This is a genomic window from Candidatus Binatia bacterium, from assembly GCA_023150935.1.
In the GTDB taxonomy this organism is placed as follows: Bacteria; Desulfobacterota; Binatia; order HRBIN30; family HRBIN30; genus JAKLJW01.
The window spans coordinates 1-21,647 of the sequence record JAKLJW010000051.1 but is presented as its reverse complement, the minus strand read 5'-3'; the positions used below and the strand labels follow the sequence as shown (position 1 = coordinate 21,647).

The following is a 21,647-nucleotide window of genomic DNA, read 5'->3' as shown; positions in this document are numbered from 1 at the left end:
CCACGGTCCGAGGAACTCTCGCCGGCAGGGAACAAGGGTTGCCAGTATCCGTTCTTCCCCGGGCGCCGATTTATTGCGAGTCTGAGCCGGCCGGTAAGCGAACCACGCGTAGTGGCGGCCAGTGTTCGTTGGCCAGACGAGTCGAAGGCTTGTCTGGCTCGAGGTAGCGGGCTAGATTAGCCACATGCAGGCTTCGGTCACCGACGTCAAGAATCGGTTGAGTCACTACCTTCGCGTCGTGGCGCGAGGTGAGCCGGTCGTGGTTGTGGATCGAGGGCGCCCCGTGGCGCAGCTCATGCCGGTGCGGTCGGCGGATGACGAGCTGCGCGCCCTTGCCGCGGCGGGGCTGGTGCGTTTGCCGGTGGCGGAGCTGCCACGTAGCTTCTTCAAGCGGGCGCTGCCGCGCCCGAAGAAATCGGTCGCCGGCGCGCTCGTGGAGGAGCGAGAGGACCGATTCTGAGATGCGGTACTGGGACGCCTCTGCGCTCGTGCCGCTGTGTGTGGAAGAGCCGAGCAGTGCCGTGCTGCGATCCATGGCGTCAGGGACGTCGCTGGTCACGTGGTGCCTCAGCTCGGTCGAAATCACGTCGGCGATCGAGCGCCGGGCCACGGACGGCGCGCTCACGAGCGAAGACCGCTCGGCCGCCCTGGCGAATCTCGCGCTCCTGGCGCACTCGTGGACCGAAGTCGCCGCACTGGGGCCGGTGCGCGAACGCGCCCTCCGGCTCCTGGCTACCCACCGTCTCCGTGCGGCGGACGCGTTGCAGTTGGCGGCGGCGCTGATTGCAGTGGGGGACCAGCCGGCGGGGCATGAGTTCGTCTGTCTCGACAGCCGTCTGCGGGATGCCGCTGGTCGTGAGGGGTTTACGGCGACCCCCGCGGACGAGTCCGCCGTAATCAGACGGCGGTGATGCACCGGCATCCAGTGTGGGTCTCCGTCGACGATTATCGGCGGAGCCGACGAAATGTTTGTGGGCGTAGCTCTGGTCGCCGGACTTGTGGCCGCTTCTGGGTGAGTATGTGGCTGGACGGCTGATGCCGGTAAGCGGGTGACGAAGGACGGCCACCCGCCGGCACGGAGATTGTCCGTGCGCCGTGCGCCCGGCATGGCTGCACCGGAGTCGCCGTGCCAGCCCACGGCAGGAGGGAGCGAAATGAACGGTGCTTTACAGCAGGTGTACCTGGCGCGCCACGGCGACACGGCGTGGACCGCCACCGGACAGCACACGGGACGGACCGACATCGGCTTGACGGCCACGGGTGAGGAAGAAGCGCGTCGCCTCGGCGCGCGGCTGCGCGGCAGGGCGTTCGCTCTGGTGCTGACGAGCCCGCTCCAGCGGGCGCAACGGACGTGCGAACTCGCCGGCTTCGGCGCACACGCCGTCCCCGATCCCGACTTGATGGAATGGAACTACGGAGACTACGAAGGCCGCCGCTCCGTCGACATTCACGCCGAGCGGCCGGAATGGAATCTCTTTCGTGACGGTTGTCCGAACGGCGAAACCGCCGCGGAAGTGGGGGCCAGAGCCGACCGCATCGTAGCGAAGGTGCGCCGGGCCGGCGGCGACGCCGCCCTGTTCGCCCATGGCCACTTCTTGCGCGTGCTGGTCACGCGCTGGCTCGGTCTGCCACCGGATTACGGCCGCTATTTCCTGCTCAACGCCGCCGCCCTGTCGGTTCTCGGCTACGAACACAACCGCGACGAGCCGGCGGTGCGGCTGTGGAACGAGGCCGGCCCGCCCGCCGGTAACCTCTGATCCGCCCGCGTCCGGCTACTCCTTCACCCCGCCGCTCAGGATGCCGGCGATGTAGTACCGCTGCAGGGCGATGAAGAGCACGATCACCGGCGTGACCGTCAGTACGGCTCCCGCCATCATCAGCTCGGTGTCCTGCACGTGCTCGCCGAGGAGATTCGCCAGCGCTACCGGCAGCGTGTACATCGTGTCGTCGGTCAGAACGACGAGCGGCCAGAGAAAGTCGTTCCAGGTGCCCATGAAGGTGAACAGAGCGAGGGTCACCAGTACCGGCCTGCATGCCGGCAGGATAAGTGACCAGTAGATGCGGAATTCGCCGGCGCCGTCTATGCGCGCCGCGTCGAGCAGGCTGTCCGGAATCGACTGCGCGTACTGGCGCACGAGGAACATCCCGAAGATGCTCGACAGGCCGGGCACAATGACCCCCCAGTAAGTGTTTACCAGGCCCAGTTGCTTCAGCATCAGAAACAACGGCAGCATCGATACCTGGGACGGAACGATCAGCGCGGCCAGCAGTATCCGAAAGAGACGGTCGCGGCCCCGGAACCGGAACTTCGCGAACGCGTAGCCGCCCATCGAGTTGAGCAGCAGCGAGATGAGCGTGATTGCCGCCGCCAGCAGGGCGCTGTTGCCGGCCGCGCGTCCCAGATCGAGGCGCGTGAACAGAGCCACGTAGTGCGCCACTGTCGGCGTACTCGGCAGCAGACGCGGCGGTAGCGCGGTGGCCTCGCCGGTGGGCATGAACGAAGCCGACACCATCCATGCGAACGGCAGGAGGGTTGCCAGCGTGAGCAGCGCCAGCGCCGCGTAAATCGCCATCGGGTATACGATTCGGCCCATGGGATCGCTCCGACCTTGCGCGCCTCAGGATCTCCGCATCCGCGTCGCCACGGCCGTCAGGCCGAGGATGATCAGGAACAGGACCACGGCTACGGCCGCCGCATAACCCATGTTCCACCAGCGAAAGCCCTCCTGGTACATGAGCAGCACGACGCTGAGCGTGCTGTGCGCCGGCCCGCCTTGCGTCATCACGTAAGGTTCGGCGAACAACTGGAGCTGGCCGATCAGGGTCATGATGCCGACGAACACGAGCGTCGGCATAAGCATCGGCAGTGTCACCTGCCGGAACTGCTGCCACGTTCCCGCGCCGTCGATGCGCGCCGCCTCGTACAACCGTTCGGGGATACTCTGCAGCCCGGCCATGAAGATCACCATGTTGAACCCGAAGTTCTTCCACACCGCGAGCACGACGATCGCCGGCATCGCCCAGCGCGGGTCGCCGAGCCAATCGACGGGGCCGAGTCCGATGAGCCCGAGGCCGTAGTTCAGCAAGCCGACGCGCGGGTGATAGAGGTAGCGCCACACCACCGCGACGGCGACCAGCGTCGTTACCACGGGCAGAAAGAAGATCGTGCGGAACAGCGGCTGCAACCGTACGGCCGGAGCCGACACCAGCAACGCCGCGCCCAGCGACAGGGCGACCGACAGCGGCCCCGCCAGCACCACGAACAGCGCCGTGTTCCGCAAAGCCGTCCAGAACAACGGGTCGCCGAGAAGGCGGCGGTAATTGCCTGACCCCGCGCATCGCAAGTTGGTGCGGTCGGCGATCGCGTAGATGTCGAAGTCGGTCAAACTGAGCAGCACCGACGCGGCTACGGGCAGTACAAAGAACGCCGCGATGGGCAGCAGCGGTGGGGCCAGAAAGGCCCACGCCGGGCTGACTCGCGGCAGTCGGCGGGCGCTCACGGGCCCATCTCCGCGGCGCGGCGCATGAGCCAGCGGCGTTTCTCGAGAATCGCGTCGACGTCGGCGTCGAGACGCACGAGCGCCGTCTCCGGATCGAGGTCGCCCCGCACCGCCGCTTCGGCGTACTGGGTGATCTTACCCGCCACCCGTTCCCATTCCGGTACCTTCGGCGTCGAACGCACGCGCTGAAGCTGCTGCCAGAAGGCCGCCGTGGGCGGGTTGGACGCCAGCGCCCCCGCGGCCCAGGCGCTGCGCCGCGACGGCAGGTCGCCGCCCAGTCTGTAGAAGGCGAGTTGCCGCTCCGGTTCGCACAGGTACTCGATCACGCGCCACGCCGCCTCCTGCCGCGGGGACGTCCGCAGTACGGAAAGACTGGCCCCCCCGGCCAGCGAGACGCCCGGCCAGACCGCGTCGACGCTCGGCAGCGGCGCCGTCGCCCACGTCCCCCGCGCCGCCGGCGGAAGGCGCCGGTTCAGCGCCTCGATGTTCCACGGCCCACTCAGGAACGACGCGAAGAACCCGTCGGCGAAGTCCTGATAGAGATTGGCGATCTGGGCGGCGCCGGTTGCCGGTGCCAGGCCGTCGCGGAACAGCGCCAGATAACGCGCGAAGGCGGCCCGGAACGGCGGGCTGCGGAAGTCGCCGTAGCGGTCGTCGTCGCGCAGCAGCGTGGCCCCGTATTGCAGCGCGAGAATCACCAGCGGCTGCCATTCGGCGAGCGGCAGGAGCAGGGCGAAGCGGCCGTCGCCGACCTGCGCCGCGACCTGCTGCATTGCCGTGTCCCATGCGTCCCACGTCCGCGGCATCTCCGCGATGCCCGCCGTCGCGAACACGTCGTGGCGGTAGAACCAGAGCCGCGTGTCGACGTACCACGGCACTCCGTAAGTCACGCCGTCAATGACGTTGGTGTCGGCAATGCCGGCGAAGAAATCGTCCGCCGGCAGCCTCGTCGATGCCGCAAGTCGCGCGTCGAGAGGTTCGAGCGCCCCCAGCGCGACCAGCTCCGGAATCCAGGTCGTGCCGACCTGCACCACGTCCGGCGTCGACCCGCCGACGAAAGCTGTCAGCAGTTTCTCGTGCGCCGCACTCCACGGAACCTGTTGCACCTTGACGCGGATGCCCGGCTCGCGGTGCGGAAAATCGCGCAGGAGCTGCTGAACGAGCTCGCCCTCGCGACCCATGGCCCACATCTCGACGACGGTCTGCTGCACCGGGGCCGGCCGACAACCGGCGAGGAGCAATACGGCCAGGAGCGCTCGTCGCAGGCTGCTTCGCACCCGCCGCCGGTAATCCGAGGGCCCGGTCGTCGTCATCCAGATTGGCCCTGCCCGTCTCGACCTTGCAATGCGGCGGCTTTGCTTTCGACACTGTCCGCCCGCCCTTGACCGGCTCACTCGCGTGGACGACAAGGGGGGCATGTTCGGTTCGGTTCCTGCGAGTTATGCACGCTGGTGTCGTCGTGGCCGTCTTCGGCGGCGGACGGCCACGCTGCTCCTTGGCATCTTATGCACCGTGGTGGCAACCGGTAGTGCGGTGGCGTTCGATCTCAACGACGTCATCGCCCGCGCCCAGCAACTGGCGGGACAGGAGTACGAGCCGCCGCGCGACGAAGTTCCCGAGTGGCTGCGCAACATCAGCTACGACCAGTGGCGCGACATCCGTTTTCGACCTGACGAGGCGTTGTGGCGCGGCAAGAAGCTGCCTTTCCAGGTGCAGTTCTTCCATCCGGGGCTGTACTACGACCGCGCCGTTGCCATCAACGTCGTCGACGGCTCCACCGTCCGCCCGGTCGAGTTCTCGCCGAGCCTGTTCGATTACGGCCGCAACGACTTCGCCAGCAAGGTGCCGCAACGCATCGGTTTCGCGGGGTTCCGCATCCACGCGCCGATCAAGAAGCCGAATTACCATGACGAGGTCATCGTCTTTCTCGGCGCCAGTTACTTTCGTGCCGTGGGCAAGGACCAGGTGTTCGGTCTGTCCGCGCGGGCGCTCGCGGTCGATACGGCGCTGCCCAGCGGCGAGGAGTTCCCGAGCTTCCGCGAGTTCTGGCTGATGACGCCGGCGGCGAAGTCGAAAGAGCTGGTTGTATACGCCCTGCTCGACAGCCCCAGCCTGACCGGTGCGTACCGCTTCGCGATCATCCCCGGTGCGCAGACTGCGGTGGCGGTAGAGGCGCGGCTGTTCCTGCGCCGGGAGGTGCAAAAGATCGGTTTCGCACCCCTCACATCGATGTTCTTTTACGGCGAGAATACCGGCCGGCCGGTCGAGGACTTCCGGCCCGAGGTGCACGATTCCGACGGCCTTCTGCTCAACCTGGCCACCGGGGAGTGGCTGTGGCGCCCGCTGGACAATCCGAAGCTGCTGCAGGTTACCGGCTTTCGCATGCCGAACCCGAAGGGCTTCGGCATCGTTCAGCGGGACCGCGATTTGGACAGTTACCAGGACCTCGAGACCCGGCGAGAACGGCGGCCGAGCGCGTGGGTGGCTCCCAGCGGCGACTGGGGCAAAGGCCGGGTGGAACTCGTCGAGATTCCGACCAAGGGCGACACCAACGACAACATCGTCGCCTACTGGGTCGCGGACGCGCCGCCGAAGCCGGGAGAGCGCGCGGCAATCTCGTACACGGTGTACTGGTACGGCGACGACTCCACCCGTTCGCCCGGCGGCCGTGTCGTGGCCACGCGGCGTGACCGGGGCAACAAGGAAAACGCCTACCGTTTCGTCGTCGACTTCGCCGGTAAGTCGCTTGCGGCGCTGCCCGACACGACCGTACTGCGGGGTGTGATCACCATCGCCTCCGGGGAAGAAAGCGCCGAGCTGCTCGACCAGCACGTGGTGAAGAAGCCGGGCACCGGAGAATGGCGACTGACATTCCAGGTACGACCGAAACGCAAGGAGCCGATCGAACTTCGCGCCTTTCTCGACAAGGGCGACTCGACCCTCACCGAAACCTGGTCGTACACGCTGCAACCGCAGTGAGGGCGCGCGGTAACACCAATACCGGCCGGTAAAGGGGGGGGCGGCGGCCGGACACGACCGCGCTCGACCGACCGGGATCGAGGTTAAGAACGAAATTGACTTCGGCCGTTGCGGACCCGATAAATAAGTATAAGGCGGGCGGCCGAAGCGGCGCCGGCAGTATAGAGTGCAGAGGGTTTTCAACGCGGTGTCGATTCCCCGCTCAGTGCAATACCTCGGGTGGCTGCTGCTCAGCTTCTGTGCATCCACCCTGCCGGCCACCTGGTTCCCGGACGCCTCGACCAGTGGTCTCACCGCCGGGCTCGGTCCTCGCAGCGCCGCGGCTGGCCTCGATTGGGACTGGTTGACCGGCGCGCCTCGGATCACTCCGTCACCGGCCCGGCTGACGAGCACCAGGCTGGAGGCCTGTGCACCGTCGGTGTTCGGCGCGCCGCCGCACGGACCGGGTTCGACCCCATGGGAGCAGAGCCTGACCCCACTCAAGGAGGCCTGGAACACCGCGCACGGCGGGCTCGATACTGCCCGTCCCTTCCTGCGCGACCGCCTGCGGGAATGGCCGCAGCAGCTGCTTGTCGACCGCGCCACGATGCCCGCCGGCGATCGCGATTTTCTCGTCCGTCTGGCACGCGACACCTGGCGCGGCCTCGACGCCTTCACGGACCGCGAGAACGGTCTGCCGATCGATCACGTCGCGTTCGGGCCGACCGGCACCGCCGTGGAAACCGCCTGGATCGGCGATTACACCAGTCCGACGAACATCGGGCTCTACGTGATGGCCGTGATCGGTGCGGCCGACCTCGGGTTCGTGACTCGCCTCGAAGCCCTGGAACGTCTGCAACGAGTTTTCGCAACCCTCGATCGGCTGCCGACGCACGAGGGGTTCTTCTTCAATTTCTACGACACGACGTCGCTCGAGCGCACCAGCAACTTCGTTTCGTTCGTGGACTCGACGTGGCTCACCGCGGGTCTGATCGTCGCGCGCAATGCCTTTCCGGAGATTGCCGACCACGCCTCGCGTCTGATTGCCGCCTCGAACTATGGCTTCTTGTACGATGAAGACACCCAACTCGTGTCGCACGGTTACTCGCTGACGACCGGAGGCCGCGCCGGATTCCATTACGGAGTCCTGTATACGGAGGCGCGTCTCGGCGTGTCGATCGCCATCGGTAAGGGCGACGTTCCGGCGGCCAGTTGGTACCGGATGCTGCGTACTTTTCCCACGTCGTGCGGCTGGCAGACGCTCCAACCGCAGGACGTGCACACCGTCGAACACGACGGGGTTCCGGTGGTGGCGGGAGCCTACATCTGGGGCGGCTACCGCTATGTGCCCTCGTGGGGTGGCAGCATGTTCGAGGCGCTCATGCCGGTGCTCGTTCTCGACGAGTTGCGCTATGCCCGCCGCAGTCTGGGGGTCAACGGCGTCATCCACGCGCTGGTGCAACAGCAGTATGCCCAGGACCAGCTTGGGTATCCGGTCTGGGGACTGTCGCCGAGCGCGGCGGTGGACGGGACGGGCTACGGCGAATTCGGCGCCCGCATCCTCGGTTCGCGCGGTTACGACCCCGGGCCGGTCAGCCCGCATGCCGCCGCGCTGGCGCTCGCGGTCGTTCCGGAGGCCGCCGTAGCCAATCTGCGTACGATGACCGAACGCTTCGACGCCTACGGCGAATACGGTTTCTACGACGCCATCGACCCGCGGCGCGGTACGGTTGCCTACAAGTATCTTACGCTCGATCAGGCAATGCTGTTTCTATCGCTGGTCAACCACCTCGGCGAGCAGGCGATTCAGAGATACTTCGCGGCCGATCGAATCGTGCAGAACGTCATCCCGATGCTGGCCGCCGAGGACTTCTTCCCCGACCGCGATCCGCTGCCGATCATGTGCGCCGCCGCCGGCACCGACGGCACCGTCGCGCCCGAAGAGCCGGGCTCGTCCGGGGCGCGGGTAAGGTAAGCGGAGGTTGCGCGGCTGCGCGGTCAGGGAGGCGAGGCGGACCGCCGGTTCCGCGTTGCCACGGGCGGCCGCTTTTGCGTAGTGTCGGGGCGGTGGCCAGCGTCGCATTCGAAAACGTCGAGAAGGTCTATCCGAACGGCACCGTCGCCGTGTGCGACTGCTCCCTGCAGGTCGCCGACGGCGAGTTAATGGTGTTCGTCGGTCCGTCAGGTTGCGGCAAGACGACGCTGCTGCGGTTGCTGGCCGGCCTCGATGCAGTGACGTCGGGAACGCTGCGTATTGGCGGTCGCATCGTCAACGACCTCACGCCGCAGCAGCGTAACGTGGCGATGGTGTTCCAGGATTACGCTCTTTACCCGTTCCTGTCTGTGCGCCGCAATCTGGAGTTCCCGCTGCGCATGCGGCGCCTGTCGGCGACGGAGATCGGCCGTCAGGTCGATGCGGTTGCCGAGATTCTCGGCATCGGCGCTCTGCTCGACCGCCTGCCGCGCGAGCTCTCCGGCGGTCAGCGGCAGCGGGTAGCCATGGGCCGGGCTCTCGTGCGCCATCCCGCCGTATCGCTGCTCGACGAGCCGCTGTCGAACCTCGACGCCAGGCTGCGCATCCAGGTGCGCGCCGAGATTGCAGATCTGCAGCGTCGTACCGACACGACGATGGTGTACGTTACTCACGATCAGGTCGAAGCGATGACTCTCGGGCATCGAGTTGCAGTCATGAACCACGGCCGTTTGCAGCAGGTTGCCGGTCCGCGCGACCTCTACGAACGCCCGGCCAACACCTTCGTTGCGGGCTTCATCGGCAATCCGTCCATGAACCTATTTCCGACGGTTCTGATGCCCGGTGCGGTCGGAGAGTTGCGCCTCCGTGTCGGCGATCAGTGCATAGACCTGGCGCGGGAAGTCCGTCCGGAGCGGGACCGGACCGTGACCACGGCCGGCATCCGACCCGAGTCGTTCCGGCTCCATGCGGGCGACCGCCCGTCGTTGTGGGGGCGCGTCGCCTACGTCGAATACCTCGGTCACGAGACCCTCGCCCATGTTGGGGTTGGGACCGACGCGGAAGGCCCCCGTCTGGTGGTGCGTCTCGCGGGTACGCACGATCTTCACCCCGGCGGCCGCATCGGGCTGGACGTACCCCCCTCCGCCGTGCATCTCTTCGACCGTGAAGGCCAGGCCGTAACTGCCGGCTGAAGGAGGACCATTCATGCCTTCCGACCCGAACGACTTCCCGGCGCAGATCCGCCGCTTCATCAAACTCGTCTTCGATCAGATGAGCGGACTGGTGATGTCCGGGATGATCTATCTCGGACATCATCTCGGCCTGTACCGGGCGATGCAGGATGCCGGGCCGATGAGCAGCGTGGAGCTGGCGCAGAAGACGAATCTGCACGAGCGCTGGGTTCGCGAGTGGCTCCGCGGACAGGCGGCCGCGGGGCTTCTCGATTACGTGGGAGAGGAACGCTTCTCGATGTCGCCGATTGGGGGGCTGGTGCTCGCCAACGAGGAGAGCCCCGCTTTCGCGGCCGGCGCCTTCGCGGCGCTACCCAGTCAGATGGGAGTGCTCGAGCGGTTACTCGAGTCGTTTGAAACCGGGATCGGCCTGCCGTACGACGCGCTCGGTCACGAAGGTGCGCGCGGCGTGGAGGGGATGCTGGCGCCGTGGTTCCGCACCATTCTGGTGCCCATTGCCTTGCCGCAACTCGACGGCGTGGTCGGCAAGCTCGCCGCGGGCGCCAGGGTCGCGGACATCGGCTGCGGTACGGGAGTTGCCCTGATCGAGATGGCGAAGGCCTTTCCGGCCTCGCGTTTTTTCGGTTACGACATCTCGAAGCACGCCCTGACACACGCGGAGGCGGACGCCCGCGCCGCCGCCCTGGACAACGTCAGCTTCCACGATCCGACCGCCGACCCGTTGCCCGAGGACGCCGGCTTCGACTTCGTCACGGCCTTCGACTGCATTCACGACATGACGCACCCGCTCGACGTCATGCGGGCGGTGCGACGAGCGTTGAAGCCCGACGGCACCTGGCTCATCGCCGACATCAACGCCAAACCCACCTTCGAGGAGAACCTGCGCGAGAACCCGATGGCCGCCATGATGTACGGATTTTCGGTGCTCAGTTGCATGTCATCGGCGCTGTCGCATCCCGAAGGCGCCGGACTCGGCACGTTAGGGTTCAGCGAGCCGGTGGCAAGAGAGATGACTGCAGCCGCCGGCTTTACGCGCTTCAAACGTCACGACTTCGAAAATCCGGTGAGCGCTTACTACGAAGTCCGCCCGTGAGCCGGTGCAAACCTTAGATCCGAAGCACCCCGCCCTTGCTCACCTCTCCGTCTTCATCGCCGGTTTCGCGCGGCAGTTGACGTCGCATGCGCAGCACGCCGATTCCGAACAGACCCGACCCGAGCAGGAGCATCGTTCCCAGATCCGGAACGTCGCGGGAAGTGGTAACCGCCGTCCCGAGGTCGGAGTTCGTTACCTCCTTGGACGGCCCAGTCCACTGACGGTAATGCGTAATCGGGGCCGCCGCTCGCGCGATTACTTCCTGCGCGGCCTCGGTCATCTGCGGAGCGTCCTCGAGCGCCGCCGCCACCCCGCCGATCGCCCCGAGGCTGATCGGCAACGACACGATCAACTTCAACAAGACACGCCGGACTTTCACTGGTTTCATCATGAGGTCTCCTGCCGAAGGTCATATGAAGCACGGGTCGTGCCATAAGTCCATCCTGCTTTTTGCCTTTGCTCCGGGCGTCCGGTGGGTCTTCTTGTGGGTCGTGGAAGGCCGTTTTGAGACGCATCGCTGCAAGGGGCTCGCGGTGGTGCAAGGAGCGGGTGTCGCTTGACCCGGCGGGGTGGCGGGCGGTTGACTGCGACAGGGCCGGGGCGTAGCGAGAGCCGAGGCCCGTTCGGCACAGGACCCGCGACAATGTTGACCCAAGAACGGCTGCGCGAAATCGCCTGGGAGATCGGGCAGAATTATCCGATCCCCTGCGCCACCGACACGCTGGTGTTGAACATGGTGCACCCGCGCCTTGGGCACGTGCACTGGCACCTGCGACAGGAATCGCTGGATCGTCTGCGGGCTGCGGCGGGAGAGGCCGGCCGGCGCGCGCCGCTGGCGATTCGCTTTTACGACGTCACCGACGTCGTGTTCGACGGCTACAACGCACACCGTTTCTTCGATATCGATGTCGGCGGCCTGAGCGGCAGCTACTACTTCGGCGTCGACGAACCGGGTCGCCACCGGCTGGCCGAGATCGGCATCAGGTGCGGCGACGGCGCTTTTCGTGCGGCGGTGCGCTCGGCCACGGTATTCTTCGACCGCGACCGCGCGGCCGGCAACTTCCAGCTTGAAGGCCTGTTTGTCAGCGGCGGTTTCAAACGAGTCTTTCCGGTCGAGAACATCTTCGACGCTCCCGCCTACGAGAGGCTGAACCGCGAGCTGGCCGGCATCGCGCCGCGCGGATCGGTGTCGGTGGCGATGCTGTTCGTAGATCCGTGGGCCGAGGCGGACAGCCCGTTGCGTGTTCTGACCACCCAGCTTGCCGAGCGTCTGCGCCGGTTCGGCGGCGAGGTGACGCAGTTTGCGACGCCGCCCGCGGGCGTGCAGGCTCACGACGCCGACGATCCGCTGGCGACGTTGGACGCGGCGGCGAGGCCGATATACGCCGCGCTGCTGGCGGCGCACCGGGAGCGGCCGTTCGAGTTGCTCCACGCGCACGACTGGTACTCGGCGGGCGTCGGGCTGGCCGCCGCGGAGGCGTTGCGGTTGCCGTTGATCCTGTCGTTGCACTCCACCGAGCACGAACGCGCGCAGGGCAACCTGTCGCATCCGCTGGCGGCGGCGATCGTCGATCGTGAGCGGGCGGCGGTGCACGGCGCCGAGGTGGTTGTCGTGCCGCACTCGGCGACGCGCCAGCAAGTGCTGAGTCTGTTCGGCGCCGCGGGGGAACGTGTCGTGGTAATTCCGGACATCGTCGATGCGGGCGATGCGGGGCGGCAGGGCGACCCCGGCGAGGTGAAGCGGAACTTCCAGCTCAATCCGCAGGCGCCGCTGGTGTTGTTTGCGGCAGAAGTGTCGCACGCGGCCGGGGCGGACCTCCTCATGGAGGCGGCGACGATCGTGTGCCGCTCGCACGGTACGGTGCAGTTCGCGTTTGCCGGCGACGGACCGCTGCGGGGCGAGCTCGAGGCGCGAGCCTGGCATGTGGGGCTCGGTTATCGCTGCCGTTTCTTCGGGGACGTGACCCAGGGGATGTTCGACGCGCTGCTGCACGCGTGCGACTTCGTGGTCATTCCGGCGCGGACCTGGCAGGACGCGGCGGTGGCGCAGGCGGCAATCGACAGTGGGCGGCCCGTATTGACCACGCACCAGGCGGGTATCCGGTGCGTGGTGCACGGGCAGAACGGTCTGGTTACCTACGACAACCCGGGCTCGATCGTCTGGGGTGTGCAGGAGCTGCTGGCCAACCCGCTGCAAGCCAGCATGCGGCGCCTGACGGCGAAGAAGCGTGCGACCGAGGCGCCGTCGCTGGAGAGCGTGACGGCGCAGCACTATCTGCTCTACGAGATCCTGCTGCACCGGCTGGAGGGGGCGGTTCGTGTCTAAGGGATATCTCGCCTTCGTTCTGCACGCCCATCTGCCGTACGTGCGCCATCCGGAATACGACTCGTTTCTAGAGGAGCGGTGGTTGTTCGAGGCGATCGGCGAGACGTACGTGCCGTTGGTGGAGGTGTTGGAACGTTTATGCGCCGAGGGAGTGCGGGCGCAGCTCACGGTGTCGATTTCGCCGAGTCTACTGGCGATGTTGGAGGACGCGTTGCTGCAGGAGCGTTACGCGGCGCACCTGGCGCGGTGCATCGAGCTCAGCGAGAAGGAACTGGAGCGGACGCGCAACGACGGTCATTTCCATTATCTTGCCGGGTTTTACCGGGAGTTTTTCGGGCGCACGAAGGCGGTGTTCGTCGACCGGTACGGCGGGCGACTGGCGGCGGCGTTCAAGCGCTTTCACGAGGCGGGTTTGATCGAGCTGGTGACGACGACGGCGACGCACATGTTGATGCCGTTGTTTGCGGCGCAGCCGCGGGCGGTGGCGGCGCAGATCGGCGCCGGCCTCGACTACTTCGAAAGGGTGTTCGGCTGGCGGCCGCAGGGGATGTGGCTCCCGGAGTGCGGGTATTATCCGGGCGTCGACGAGCTGTTGGCGCGCGAGGGGGTGCGGTATTTCTTCGTGGAGTCGCACGGCATCGATCACGCCAGTGCGACGCCGTACTACGGCGTGTATGCGCCCCTGTATACGCCGGCCGGCGTGGCGGCGTTCGGGCGCGATCAGGCGAGCACCAAGCAGGTCTGGTCGGCCCGCGAGGGTTTCCCGGGGCATCCGGATTATCGGGAGTTCTATCGCGACATCGGGCACGATCTCGATTTCGATTACATCAGGCCGTACATCGCCGGTGACGTGCGGGTCGACACGGGCATCAAGTACCATCGCATCACGGGGCCAACGGGGTGGAAGGAGCCGTATCGGCCGGAGGTGGCGCGGGAGCGGGCGGCACAGCATGCCGGGGACTTCCTGCATCAGCGGGTGGCGCACGTGGAGTATTTGAGTGCGGTAATGGAGACGGCGCCGGTGGTGGTGGCGCCGTTCGATGCGGAGCTGTTCGGGCACTGGTGGTTCGAGGGTCCGCAGTGGCTGGACTTCGTGATTCGCAAGGCGGCGTTCGACCAGGGCACGGTGGAGTTGATCGGTCTGTCGGCGTATCTCGATCGGCATCCGGTGCATCAGACGGGGGTACCGTGCACGTCGACCTGGGGGCACAAGGGATATTTCGAGGGCTGGTTGAACGGGGCGACGGACTGGTTGTATCCGCCGTTGTACGAGTGTGGGCGGCGGCTGGAGGGGTTGGTGGAGCGCTACGGGTCGAGCGGTGCGGTGCCGGAGCTGACGCATCGAGTGTTGCAGCAGTGCATGCGGGAGTTGTTGTTGGGGCAGAGTTCCGACTGGCCTTTCATCATTAATACGGGGACGGCGGCGGAGTACGCGGCGCGGCGGGTCCGCGATCACGTGGCGCGGTTTTGCTATTTGGCCGACGCGTTGGAGAACGGCGAGGTGGACGTGGAGCGCCTCGTCGCGCTGGAGGCGATGGACAACATCTTTCCGGAGGTGGATTACCGGCTGTATCGTGGTGGAGCAGGAGTTGAGGAGTCGAAGGGTGGAAAGGTCGAGGAGCGGCCGAGCGGCGGAGCGGAGAGACCGCGCCACGGCGGCACCGCAGTCGGCGAGTAAGCCCGGACATTTCCAGGTCACGGCGCCGCAACCATGGCTCCAGGCCCTCGGGCCCTCAGATCCCCCCAGGCCGGGGTGGCGGAATTGGCAGACGCACGGGACTTAAAATCCCGTGGGGGTTTCCCCCGTACGGGTTCGATCCCCGTCCCCGGCACTTAAATCAACTACTCAGCCGTTCGCCGATCTTGGCTCCGGGGTGGCACCTCTGCAAGTTACTGAAACCTAGCCCAACTTCCACAGTTCAAGAGGGCGACTCTCGATAAATCAACCACTTAGGTCTTCTGGTCGCCACTACATTTGCTGAAGGTCGATGGTCTTCGGCGGCTGGAGTCTCTCCGGCAAGGTGAGCCCGAGTCGATCGAGAAGGATGGCTTGTTCGGTCTCGGGACGCACCACACAACGAATTCGCAGTTCGCGGCCGCTGCCGTTGGCCAGCGGCAGCGCGATGTCGGCAGAGTGGATGCGGGAGAGTTCGGTGAGGATCGTGCGCGGACTGTCGCCGAGCCCCGCCTTCGACTGCCACTTCTGCAAGGTCTTCCACAGCACGTAGGCAAGAAAGCAGACCAAGATGTGCGCTTTGATCCGATCGGCCTTGTGATGCCAGATGGGGCGGATGCCGAGTTCGGACTTGTGAATGCGAAAAGCGGCCTCGGCTGCGGTGAGCTGGATGTAGGTTCGCCAGAGTTCTTCCTCGCTCCAGTCCGAGACGTTGGTGCGCAGGATGTAGGTACCCTCGCTCACTGCCGCCCACTCTTCCCACTGCTCGGGCTTGCTCCACTGCAAGCGAATGCCGGCCGGAGCGGGATCGTCGAGCAGCGTGATCGAGTAGGCGGCCGCGGCGCGGCTGTTGCGCTCGAGCAGGCGGCCGATCTGGCGCTCGATTGCACCGCGGTCCAGCGCACGCTTTGCCTTCTCGATGCGTCGGCCGATACTGTGCAGCCCCTGCTCGATGCGTTCGCAGAAACGGCGATGCATGGCCTTCTCTTTCTCCACGCGCGCGCGCCGCCGAACGGCAGAGCAGAAAGCTCTCCTGGCCATCGGGTCCCGCACAGATCTTCACTTGCACGTCCTCGCGAATCTCACGCCAGTTGCTCTTGTCCGCCAGTTCCCTGGCCCAGTGCCGTAGCTCGGCGCGCGGAGTCCCGATCAGGTAGCGCCGCCCTCCGGTCCGCAGCCACTCGATGCGCTCGGCACTGACCATTCCCCGGTCCATCACCCAGACCCGCTGCGCCTTGCCGTAGCGCTGCTCCATCGCGGTGACGATCTCCTCCACGGTGTCCACGTCGGCCGTGTTGCCCGCGAACACCTCGTAGCCCAGTGGAATCCCCTCCCGCGTCACCACCATCGCCACGTTCACCTGCACGCAGTCCGGCCGGTGGTCGCGGCGGTAGCCGCGCTTGCAGTTCTCCGGATCACCGACACCCTCGAAGTAGGTGCTGGTCACGTCGTACAAAAGCAGGTCGTACTCGATAGCGAACAGTTCCCCCAGCCGTTTCACCAGGTGCTGCTCGATCTCCCCCTTGTGCGGCAAGAGCTGATCGAGGGCGCGGTAGAGTCGCTCGTCGTAGATCTGCTCGGCCTCCACTCCCAGCAGATCCGCCAGCGCCGTGCTGCGGTACCAGTCCTCGGCCACGTGCAGCTCACTGGAAGGCTCGCACAGCCGACCGATCACCAGGATCGCCACGACGTCCGCCCACGGTACCGCCTCACGTCCGCGCGGCATCAGCTCGGCACACAACTCGTCGAACTTCAGTGCCTGCCACAGCTTCCATCCCAGCCACACCGCCCCGAAGGATCGGCTGCGTTCGAGTCGCACACCTTTGAGATCGACCGCAACCGGCTCCACCGCAAACGCAGAGGCCGTGAACAAATCCCCTTGATTGCCGTTGCTGGCCGCACGCCCCGTGATCGACTCTGCCAGCGCTCTTGCCTTCGCACGCCCCTCGGCATCGAGCTCTCCCAGGTGCGCCACCGTTTCCTGCCGCACCTTGCGCCCCTGTCGCACCGAGCGGACCAGCTGCCAGTAGACGCGAACCTTCCCGTCCTTACGTCGCCGCGTCGCCCGCAGGTACATCCCAACACCATCGCCTCACTGTGCATTGTGCCTGCGCCACAACGCCACTGGCAACCGACTTGGTCGCCACTACATGGCGAAATTCGCAAGAAGCGACTGAAACAACGAAGGAACAGGGCTCCGCAGCGGGCGGATTCTGCGCTTAGGGCGGCAGTTTCGGCGGTGGAATCGCGTCCATAGGCGGCGGCCCCGTCGCGGAGGACGTAGCGGTCGCCGTCGGGCTCGATGGTACTGATTCGCCCATAACGCCGAATCTCACCAACCGGCGCCGGACCGGAACGCTGCCCGCCTGGCCGCTCGGCCCCGTGGTGCCGAGCACGCGGAGCCTCCTGTTCGGCATTTCCCTGGCAACCAGTTCCCCTCGGGGTCGGAATCGGTATCGGCATCGGAATCGATCCGTCGTCCGCTGTACCCAGCCCACGTACTCGATGGCTGCTCGGTAGACGTCAAGTCGCTCGTGGCCGAAGCTCATGTCCTCCTCGATTCCGATCCCGATTCCGACCCCGATTTGGTTCAAGCCGAACGCGCCGCGACGCCGCTTGCGGCGCTTGTAGGCCTGTCCCGTACGCCCCTGGACGAGCTGCATGCTGGCGGGGATCTCGTCTTGGCCCCGGTCGCGGACGAGGAGGTGAACGTGATTGGCGGTCACCGCGTAGTCCAGCACGCACGGTCCGAAGCGCCGCCGCGCTTCGGACAGCCACGCCCGCCACACGTGCCGATCGCGCGCAGGTTTCAGCAAGAACCGCCGGTTGTGACACCGATGGGTCAGGTGCCGCACGTGCCCCGGCACGTGGATCCGATGCGCGCGCGCCATGCCCACCCTCCCTGCACGCCACCATTCGGCGCCCCAAAGCGGCCCGGCAAGCCCCCAATTCAGATCTGTTTATTATGTATTGTCAAGCCTCTTCGGGCACTTGCGGAGGTGCCACCCCGGCCCCACCCCCGGCCCACGCGGAAGACAGTGCCTGGTAGCGGTGAGCGATCTGTTCCGGCGTCGGCCCTCCGCGCGCCGGGTGAACGCGACACAGACACCGGGCTGAGGGCAGCCCGGCTCCTGTGCGCTACTCGCGCCGAAGGTCTGCGCGCAGCGCGACGATTTCCGTGGTTTGCGGTGGCCGGCGGTGGGTGGGGTGCGGAAACGCCCGGCCAGGCCCAACGGCGGCTTCGTCGCTCGGGAAGGAGCGCATCCTTCCAGGGTTGCCTGCGCCGCAAACCGCACAAGGGTTAGGCCGAGAAGCATCGCGAACGCTCGCTGGGTCAGACCTTTGCAGCCCTTGCCGTGCGCATATGCCGTATTAACGGCCGTTTTGCCATAACGTCCGTTCCAGGACATTCCCGCCCCCCTGGACCGGCCGCGCGAAAATCGGCCGGGCCGCTCATACGCGACAGGGCACGTGCGGCGTATGGGTGCCGATTATTGACACCTGTATGTATCCGCCATATGGTTCCCCGCGTGAAGCGCACGACGCTGGTTCTGGAAGACGCCTGCATCGACGGCGTCCGCGAGATCGCCCAACGCGAGGGACGGCAGCTCTCCGAAGTGGTGAATACTCTGCTTTCCGAAGGGTTGCAGCGGCGCCGGCGTGGAGCACGCAAGCCCTTCGAGTTACCGGCGTTCTCCATGGGCCGGCCACGCGTGAACCTCGGCGACCGCAATGCCCTCGAAGCCCTGATGGACTCCTGATTGCCCGGCGTCATCGACACCAATCTCTTTCTCTACGCCGCCAACTCCGACGCCGACGAGCACCGGCGGGCGCGCGACTTCCTCGCCCGCGTCGGCGGTTCGCGCGATCCCTGGTACGTTACCGATGGAATTCTGTACGAGTTCCTGCGTGTGTCGACGCATCCGAAGGTCTTCCCCAAACCTCTGACGTGGCGCGAGGGAATCGCTTTCCTGCAGCCGCTGATCGACGCCGACAACATCCACGTCATTAACTCCGGCGATCCTCACTGGAAGTTGCTCTCCGAGGTCCTTGCCGAGATCACTCATCCGAGCGGCAACCTGTTCTTCGACGTGCGGACGGCGGTCCTCATGCGCGAGCACGGCGTTCGGCGCATCTACACGACCGACACCGATTTCCTGCAGTTCTCGCGGATCGAGGTGGTCAACCCGCTGCGCAGTTGAGAAGCCGGCGCGTGCCGCTCGCAGGCCTCGCACGCGATACGATTGGTGCCGGGGGGTTGGTGATGCAGCCGCCCCTCTGCGCCAATGAGGGTGAGACACTCTCCTTGCGGTGAAATAGTGTAGAGGGCGGAGGAAGATGGCAGGGGATGAGTACGATCGGGTATCTGGGGATGGGGCACTCACGCGTCGCTTCCGTGACGGTCGAGTAAACCGGTGCCCGTCGATCGCATGGCGTCCAGCACGGAGCTGCGAACATGGGGCGATGACCGCGTTGGTATGCCACGTGCTGTTCTGTACGTCGTCCACGCCGTCGCAGGGGCCACTCGATGAGGGTGCAGTTGCCAATGAAGCGGCCAGGGTATCGGTTGATCGCGATCCTTCTGGCCGGCGCGGCCGCCGCGTGCGGTTCCGACGACGACGGTGCGGCGCCATTGCCCGCGACGCCGACGGCGGTGGTTCTCTGCGGCGGTAGCGGCGATGTTGCCGAGGATTGTCCGGCATCGCCGACGCCGACCAAGACGTGTCCCGTCGTCGCGACAGCCACACCTCCACCGGAGCCGGTTCCGGCAGTCGTCGCTCCGGGGATGCTCACCTTCGTGAACAACTGCCCGGTCGATCTCACGCTCTATACGAGTCCGACGCTGCCCACCCCGCCCCCGCCGCTGGCGGCAAACGGTGGGCAAACCTCCGTGTCGATCTCCACCCTGAACGCCGGCGGATCGTACTTTGTGATCCCGTACCCGAATCTCTCCGCCGACCAGTGCCCCGATTGTGACGACTGGACGGCGCTCGATCCGGCGCCGCCGACGCCGGCCGCAGTGCAACGCGAAGGCTGGATGTGGCTGGGGACCAATGCGATCTTTGCCGCGTACTGCAATCCGAACCTGAGCGGTCGCGGCATCTGTGCCCTGCAGAACAACTGTTGCGGGCCGGGTATGGTGCAGGACGGCACGTTTGGCACGCGTTTCGAGTTCAGCCCCAACGCGTTCGCCGGCAACGACTTCGTGAACTTGAGCACGAACTTCGGTACCGCTCCATGTGACCCGCCGCCACTGTGCGGTAGCGCCGGCGCCGATCCGAACAACTGCGTCGCGGTCGGAGCGAGCATTTTCTTCAATGTGCCGGTCAATTGGACGACCAACTCCGCCTGCTCGTACACCACCCGGGGGACGCGGGTAACGGGCCTGCAGTGCGTGACGGTCGACTGTCCCGATGCGTACCAGTATCCGACCGATGACAAGCAATGTGCGTGTTCGTCGGGCTCCGAACGTGGCTACGTCGTTCAGTACTGTCCGGCCCGTTCGTCCATGCCCTCACCGCCCGGATGAAGGGCGCTGCGCCTCGCGGTTTCACCAGCATAGACGGCCTCTATGACGGAATGCCGGCTAACGAACGGTCTCCCGGCCGGCCGTCGCTGGCGCCGGACATGCCGGGGCTGCCCACGCTCACGCGCGATCGGTGGTCCGTTCCCGCGTCCACAACACGCGCAGACACAGGAGCAACAACACGGGCACGATCACGTCGGTCCAAAACCACGAGCCCGCGTTGCCCGGTGCGTAATTGTCGGCGACGATCATCTGGCGCACATGACCGATCGCGTCGCCCCAGTACCACACGATGCCCGCGATCGCGGCGGCCAGTCGGAAACTGAAGCCGCTCCAGAATCCGACGATGCCGAGCACGCCCACCGTCAGGTCGGCAATGCCGACTTCATACTGGAACGGGCTTACCGCCCAGCCGATGTGTGCCGCCGCCCATGCAGGAAAGAACACATGTACGACGAAGGTGTACACACCCTGCAGACCCAGCGACAGCAGAAGCAGCCAGCCAAAGAGCGCGTCAGCAAACCCGCGGTCCGGGTTTGTACTCAGCCGGGTCTGACTCCCGGCCAAGACGAACGCGGCCGCGAGCATGAGAAGACTGAATTCCGACAGCAGCGTGCGGATCGCGAACTCGATCATCGATCGCTCCTGTGGCACTACGGCCACTGACGACGGTCATTGCAGCGCTCGACCGCCCATAACGGTTTGGCAAGGAGCTGCCGGCCGCCGCATTCCCCGCAGTCTCGACCGCCGGACGCCGCCGTGTCAACCACCGTATTGCGGCGGCCGGCGGCCACCCGACCCCGCATGCCACAGTCTGCGGCCGGTCAGCTCCATCGCCGAGTTAGCCCGCACTCCGGCCGGCAAACCCGGCGTACGCCGTGGGAATGGCGAGACCGAACTCCCGACACAGGGCAAGTACATCACGCGCATCCTTCGTGGTGGGTTCGTACCCGAGGTGGCAGAGAATCTGAACCTCTGGCCCAATGCACCGCACCTCGCGGCCTTCGACGCGGCCCGCCACGAAGCCTTCCGGCGGGTAGCGAAAAACACCCCCGTTCGGTTGCGGTTGCAGGCCGCCACCCTCGTCGTCGAACGTGACCGTGTGAAAATCGAGCTGCGCTCCTGCCCGAGACCGAAGAACAAAGCGGACCGGGAGGTGATCCTCGTGCATGGAGAAGCCGAGCGGGTAAAGAGCGGCCTGGATATCCTGGACGTCTGCTAAATCGACGACCAGATCGAGATCCTCGTGCTTGCGGGTCTCGGATCCGAGCAGCGCGTCGACGCCCCAGCCCCAGTCGAGCATGAAGACGAAGACACCCATGATTGAAGACGAAGACACCCATGATTGGGGGGAGGCCGTCTGCCGGGCGCATCCACCAGCTCCGTCATGTAGCGTCGTATAG

Annotated in this window: 20 protein-coding genes and 1 tRNA gene; 13 read left to right on the top strand and 8 right to left on the bottom strand. The window is 66.1% G+C overall.

Annotation, left to right across the window (positions count from 1 at the left end; genetic code table 11):
* The first annotated feature begins 184 nt into the window (after window positions 1-184).
* The 3 genes from L6Q96_20465 to L6Q96_20455 all read left to right on the top strand — a co-directional run bounded on the left by L6Q96_20465 (window position 185) and on the right by L6Q96_20455 (window position 1,757).
* Window positions 185-460 (top strand): type II toxin-antitoxin system prevent-host-death family antitoxin, encoded by a 276-nt coding sequence (locus tag L6Q96_20465; protein ID MCK6556924.1) that lies wholly within the window; start codon window positions 185-187, stop codon window positions 458-460.
* A gap of 1 nt (window position 461) precedes the next feature.
* The gene (locus L6Q96_20460; GenBank protein ID MCK6556923.1) at window positions 462-911 is read left to right on the top strand and encodes a PIN domain-containing protein; all 450 of its coding nucleotides are present in this window, start codon (window positions 462-464) and stop codon (window positions 909-911) included.
* A gap of 243 nt (window positions 912-1,154) precedes the next feature.
* Window positions 1,155-1,757 carry a histidine phosphatase family protein gene (locus L6Q96_20455; protein MCK6556922.1) on the top strand — a complete coding sequence of 201 codons (603 nt, stop codon included), beginning with the start codon at window positions 1,155-1,157 and terminating at the stop codon, window positions 1,755-1,757.
* A 15-nt stretch (window positions 1,758-1,772) separates the two neighbouring features.
* Here the strand turns inward: L6Q96_20455 and L6Q96_20450 are convergent, their stop codons facing one another.
* From L6Q96_20450 to L6Q96_20440, 3 genes are read right to left on the bottom strand one after another with little or no spacing between them, the layout of a single operon-like run.
* Entirely contained in the window at window positions 1,773-2,594 is an 822-nt protein-coding gene (locus tag L6Q96_20450; GenBank protein MCK6556921.1) for a carbohydrate ABC transporter permease, read from the bottom strand.
* Window positions 2,595-2,618: 24 nt separating this feature from the next.
* Window positions 2,619-3,500, bottom strand: a complete 882-nt coding sequence (locus L6Q96_20445; GenBank protein ID MCK6556920.1) for a sugar ABC transporter permease — start codon at window positions 3,498-3,500, stop codon at window positions 2,619-2,621.
* Window positions 3,497-4,813, bottom strand: a complete 1,317-nt coding sequence (locus L6Q96_20440; GenBank protein MCK6556919.1) for a sugar ABC transporter substrate-binding protein — start codon at window positions 4,811-4,813, stop codon at window positions 3,497-3,499. Before L6Q96_20440 ends, L6Q96_20445 begins: the two co-directional genes overlap by 4 nt.
* 202 nt (window positions 4,814-5,015) lie before the next feature.
* Here L6Q96_20440 and L6Q96_20435 point away from each other — a divergent pair, with 202 nt between their 5' ends.
* The 4 genes from L6Q96_20435 (at window position 5,016) to L6Q96_20420 (ending at window position 10,716) form a co-directional block, all read left to right on the top strand.
* Window positions 5,016-6,479, top strand: coding sequence for a glucan biosynthesis protein G (locus L6Q96_20435; protein MCK6556918.1), 1,464 nt, complete (start codon window positions 5,016-5,018; stop codon window positions 6,477-6,479).
* Window positions 6,480-6,666: 187 nt separating this feature from the next.
* A complete protein-coding gene (locus L6Q96_20430; GenBank protein ID MCK6556917.1) occupies window positions 6,667-8,433 on the top strand; it encodes a hypothetical protein in 1,767 nt (588 codons plus the stop codon).
* Between the two features lie 92 nt (window positions 8,434-8,525).
* A complete protein-coding gene (locus tag L6Q96_20425; protein MCK6556916.1) occupies window positions 8,526-9,623 on the top strand; it encodes an ATP-binding cassette domain-containing protein in 1,098 nt (365 codons plus the stop codon).
* 13 nt (window positions 9,624-9,636) lie between these two features.
* Window positions 9,637-10,716, top strand: coding sequence for a class I SAM-dependent methyltransferase (locus L6Q96_20420; protein MCK6556915.1), 1,080 nt, complete (start codon window positions 9,637-9,639; stop codon window positions 10,714-10,716).
* A 13-nt stretch (window positions 10,717-10,729) separates the two neighbouring features.
* Here L6Q96_20420 and L6Q96_20415 read toward each other — a convergent pair whose 3' ends face one another.
* Window positions 10,730-11,107: a hypothetical protein gene (locus tag L6Q96_20415; protein ID MCK6556914.1), complete on the bottom strand. Its 378-nt coding sequence runs from the start codon at window positions 11,105-11,107 to the stop codon at window positions 10,730-10,732.
* A 252-nt stretch (window positions 11,108-11,359) separates the two neighbouring features.
* On the opposite strand from L6Q96_20415, the gene L6Q96_20410 reads away from it, so the two are divergent.
* From L6Q96_20410 to L6Q96_20400, 3 genes are all read left to right on the top strand, one after another.
* Window positions 11,360-13,042 (top strand): glycosyltransferase, encoded by a 1,683-nt coding sequence (locus L6Q96_20410; GenBank protein MCK6556913.1) that lies wholly within the window; start codon window positions 11,360-11,362, stop codon window positions 13,040-13,042.
* Window positions 13,035-14,720, top strand: a complete 1,686-nt coding sequence (locus L6Q96_20405) for a DUF1957 domain-containing protein (protein MCK6556912.1) — start codon at window positions 13,035-13,037, stop codon at window positions 14,718-14,720. The genes L6Q96_20410 and L6Q96_20405 overlap by 8 nt, the downstream gene beginning before the upstream one ends.
* A gap of 69 nt (window positions 14,721-14,789) precedes the next feature.
* Window positions 14,790-14,874: transfer RNA gene (locus tag L6Q96_20400), tRNA-Leu, on the top strand.
* Window positions 14,875-15,011: 137 nt separating this feature from the next.
* Here the strand turns inward: L6Q96_20400 and L6Q96_20395 are convergent.
* A complete protein-coding gene (locus L6Q96_20395; GenBank protein ID MCK6556911.1) occupies window positions 15,012-15,695 on the bottom strand; it encodes a hypothetical protein in 684 nt (227 codons plus the stop codon).
* 1,241 nt (window positions 15,696-16,936) lie between these two features.
* Window positions 16,937-17,608: a transposase gene (locus tag L6Q96_20390; protein ID MCK6556910.1), complete on the bottom strand. Its 672-nt coding sequence runs from the start codon at window positions 17,606-17,608 to the stop codon at window positions 16,937-16,939.
* Between the two features lie 639 nt (window positions 17,609-18,247).
* Between L6Q96_20390 and L6Q96_20385 the strand changes: the two genes are divergently transcribed.
* The 3 genes from L6Q96_20385 to L6Q96_20375 all read left to right on the top strand — a co-directional run bounded on the left by L6Q96_20385 (window position 18,248) and on the right by L6Q96_20375 (window position 20,247).
* Entirely contained in the window at window positions 18,248-18,478 is a 231-nt protein-coding gene (locus tag L6Q96_20385) for a hypothetical protein (protein MCK6556909.1), read from the top strand.
* Entirely contained in the window at window positions 18,479-18,919 is a 441-nt protein-coding gene (locus L6Q96_20380; GenBank protein ID MCK6556908.1) for a PIN domain-containing protein, read from the top strand.
* 344 nt (window positions 18,920-19,263) lie between these two features.
* Window positions 19,264-20,247, top strand: coding sequence for a hypothetical protein (locus tag L6Q96_20375; protein ID MCK6556907.1), 984 nt, complete (start codon window positions 19,264-19,266; stop codon window positions 20,245-20,247).
* A gap of 117 nt (window positions 20,248-20,364) precedes the next feature.
* Here the strand turns inward: L6Q96_20375 and L6Q96_20370 are convergent, their stop codons facing one another.
* Window positions 20,365-20,880 (bottom strand): hypothetical protein, encoded by a 516-nt coding sequence (locus tag L6Q96_20370; GenBank protein MCK6556906.1) that lies wholly within the window; start codon window positions 20,878-20,880, stop codon window positions 20,365-20,367.
* Window positions 20,881-21,085: 205 nt separating this feature from the next.
* Window positions 21,086-21,565, bottom strand: coding sequence for an amino acid transporter (locus L6Q96_20365; protein MCK6556905.1), 480 nt, complete (start codon window positions 21,563-21,565; stop codon window positions 21,086-21,088).
* Window positions 21,566-21,647: the final 82 nt, after the last annotated feature.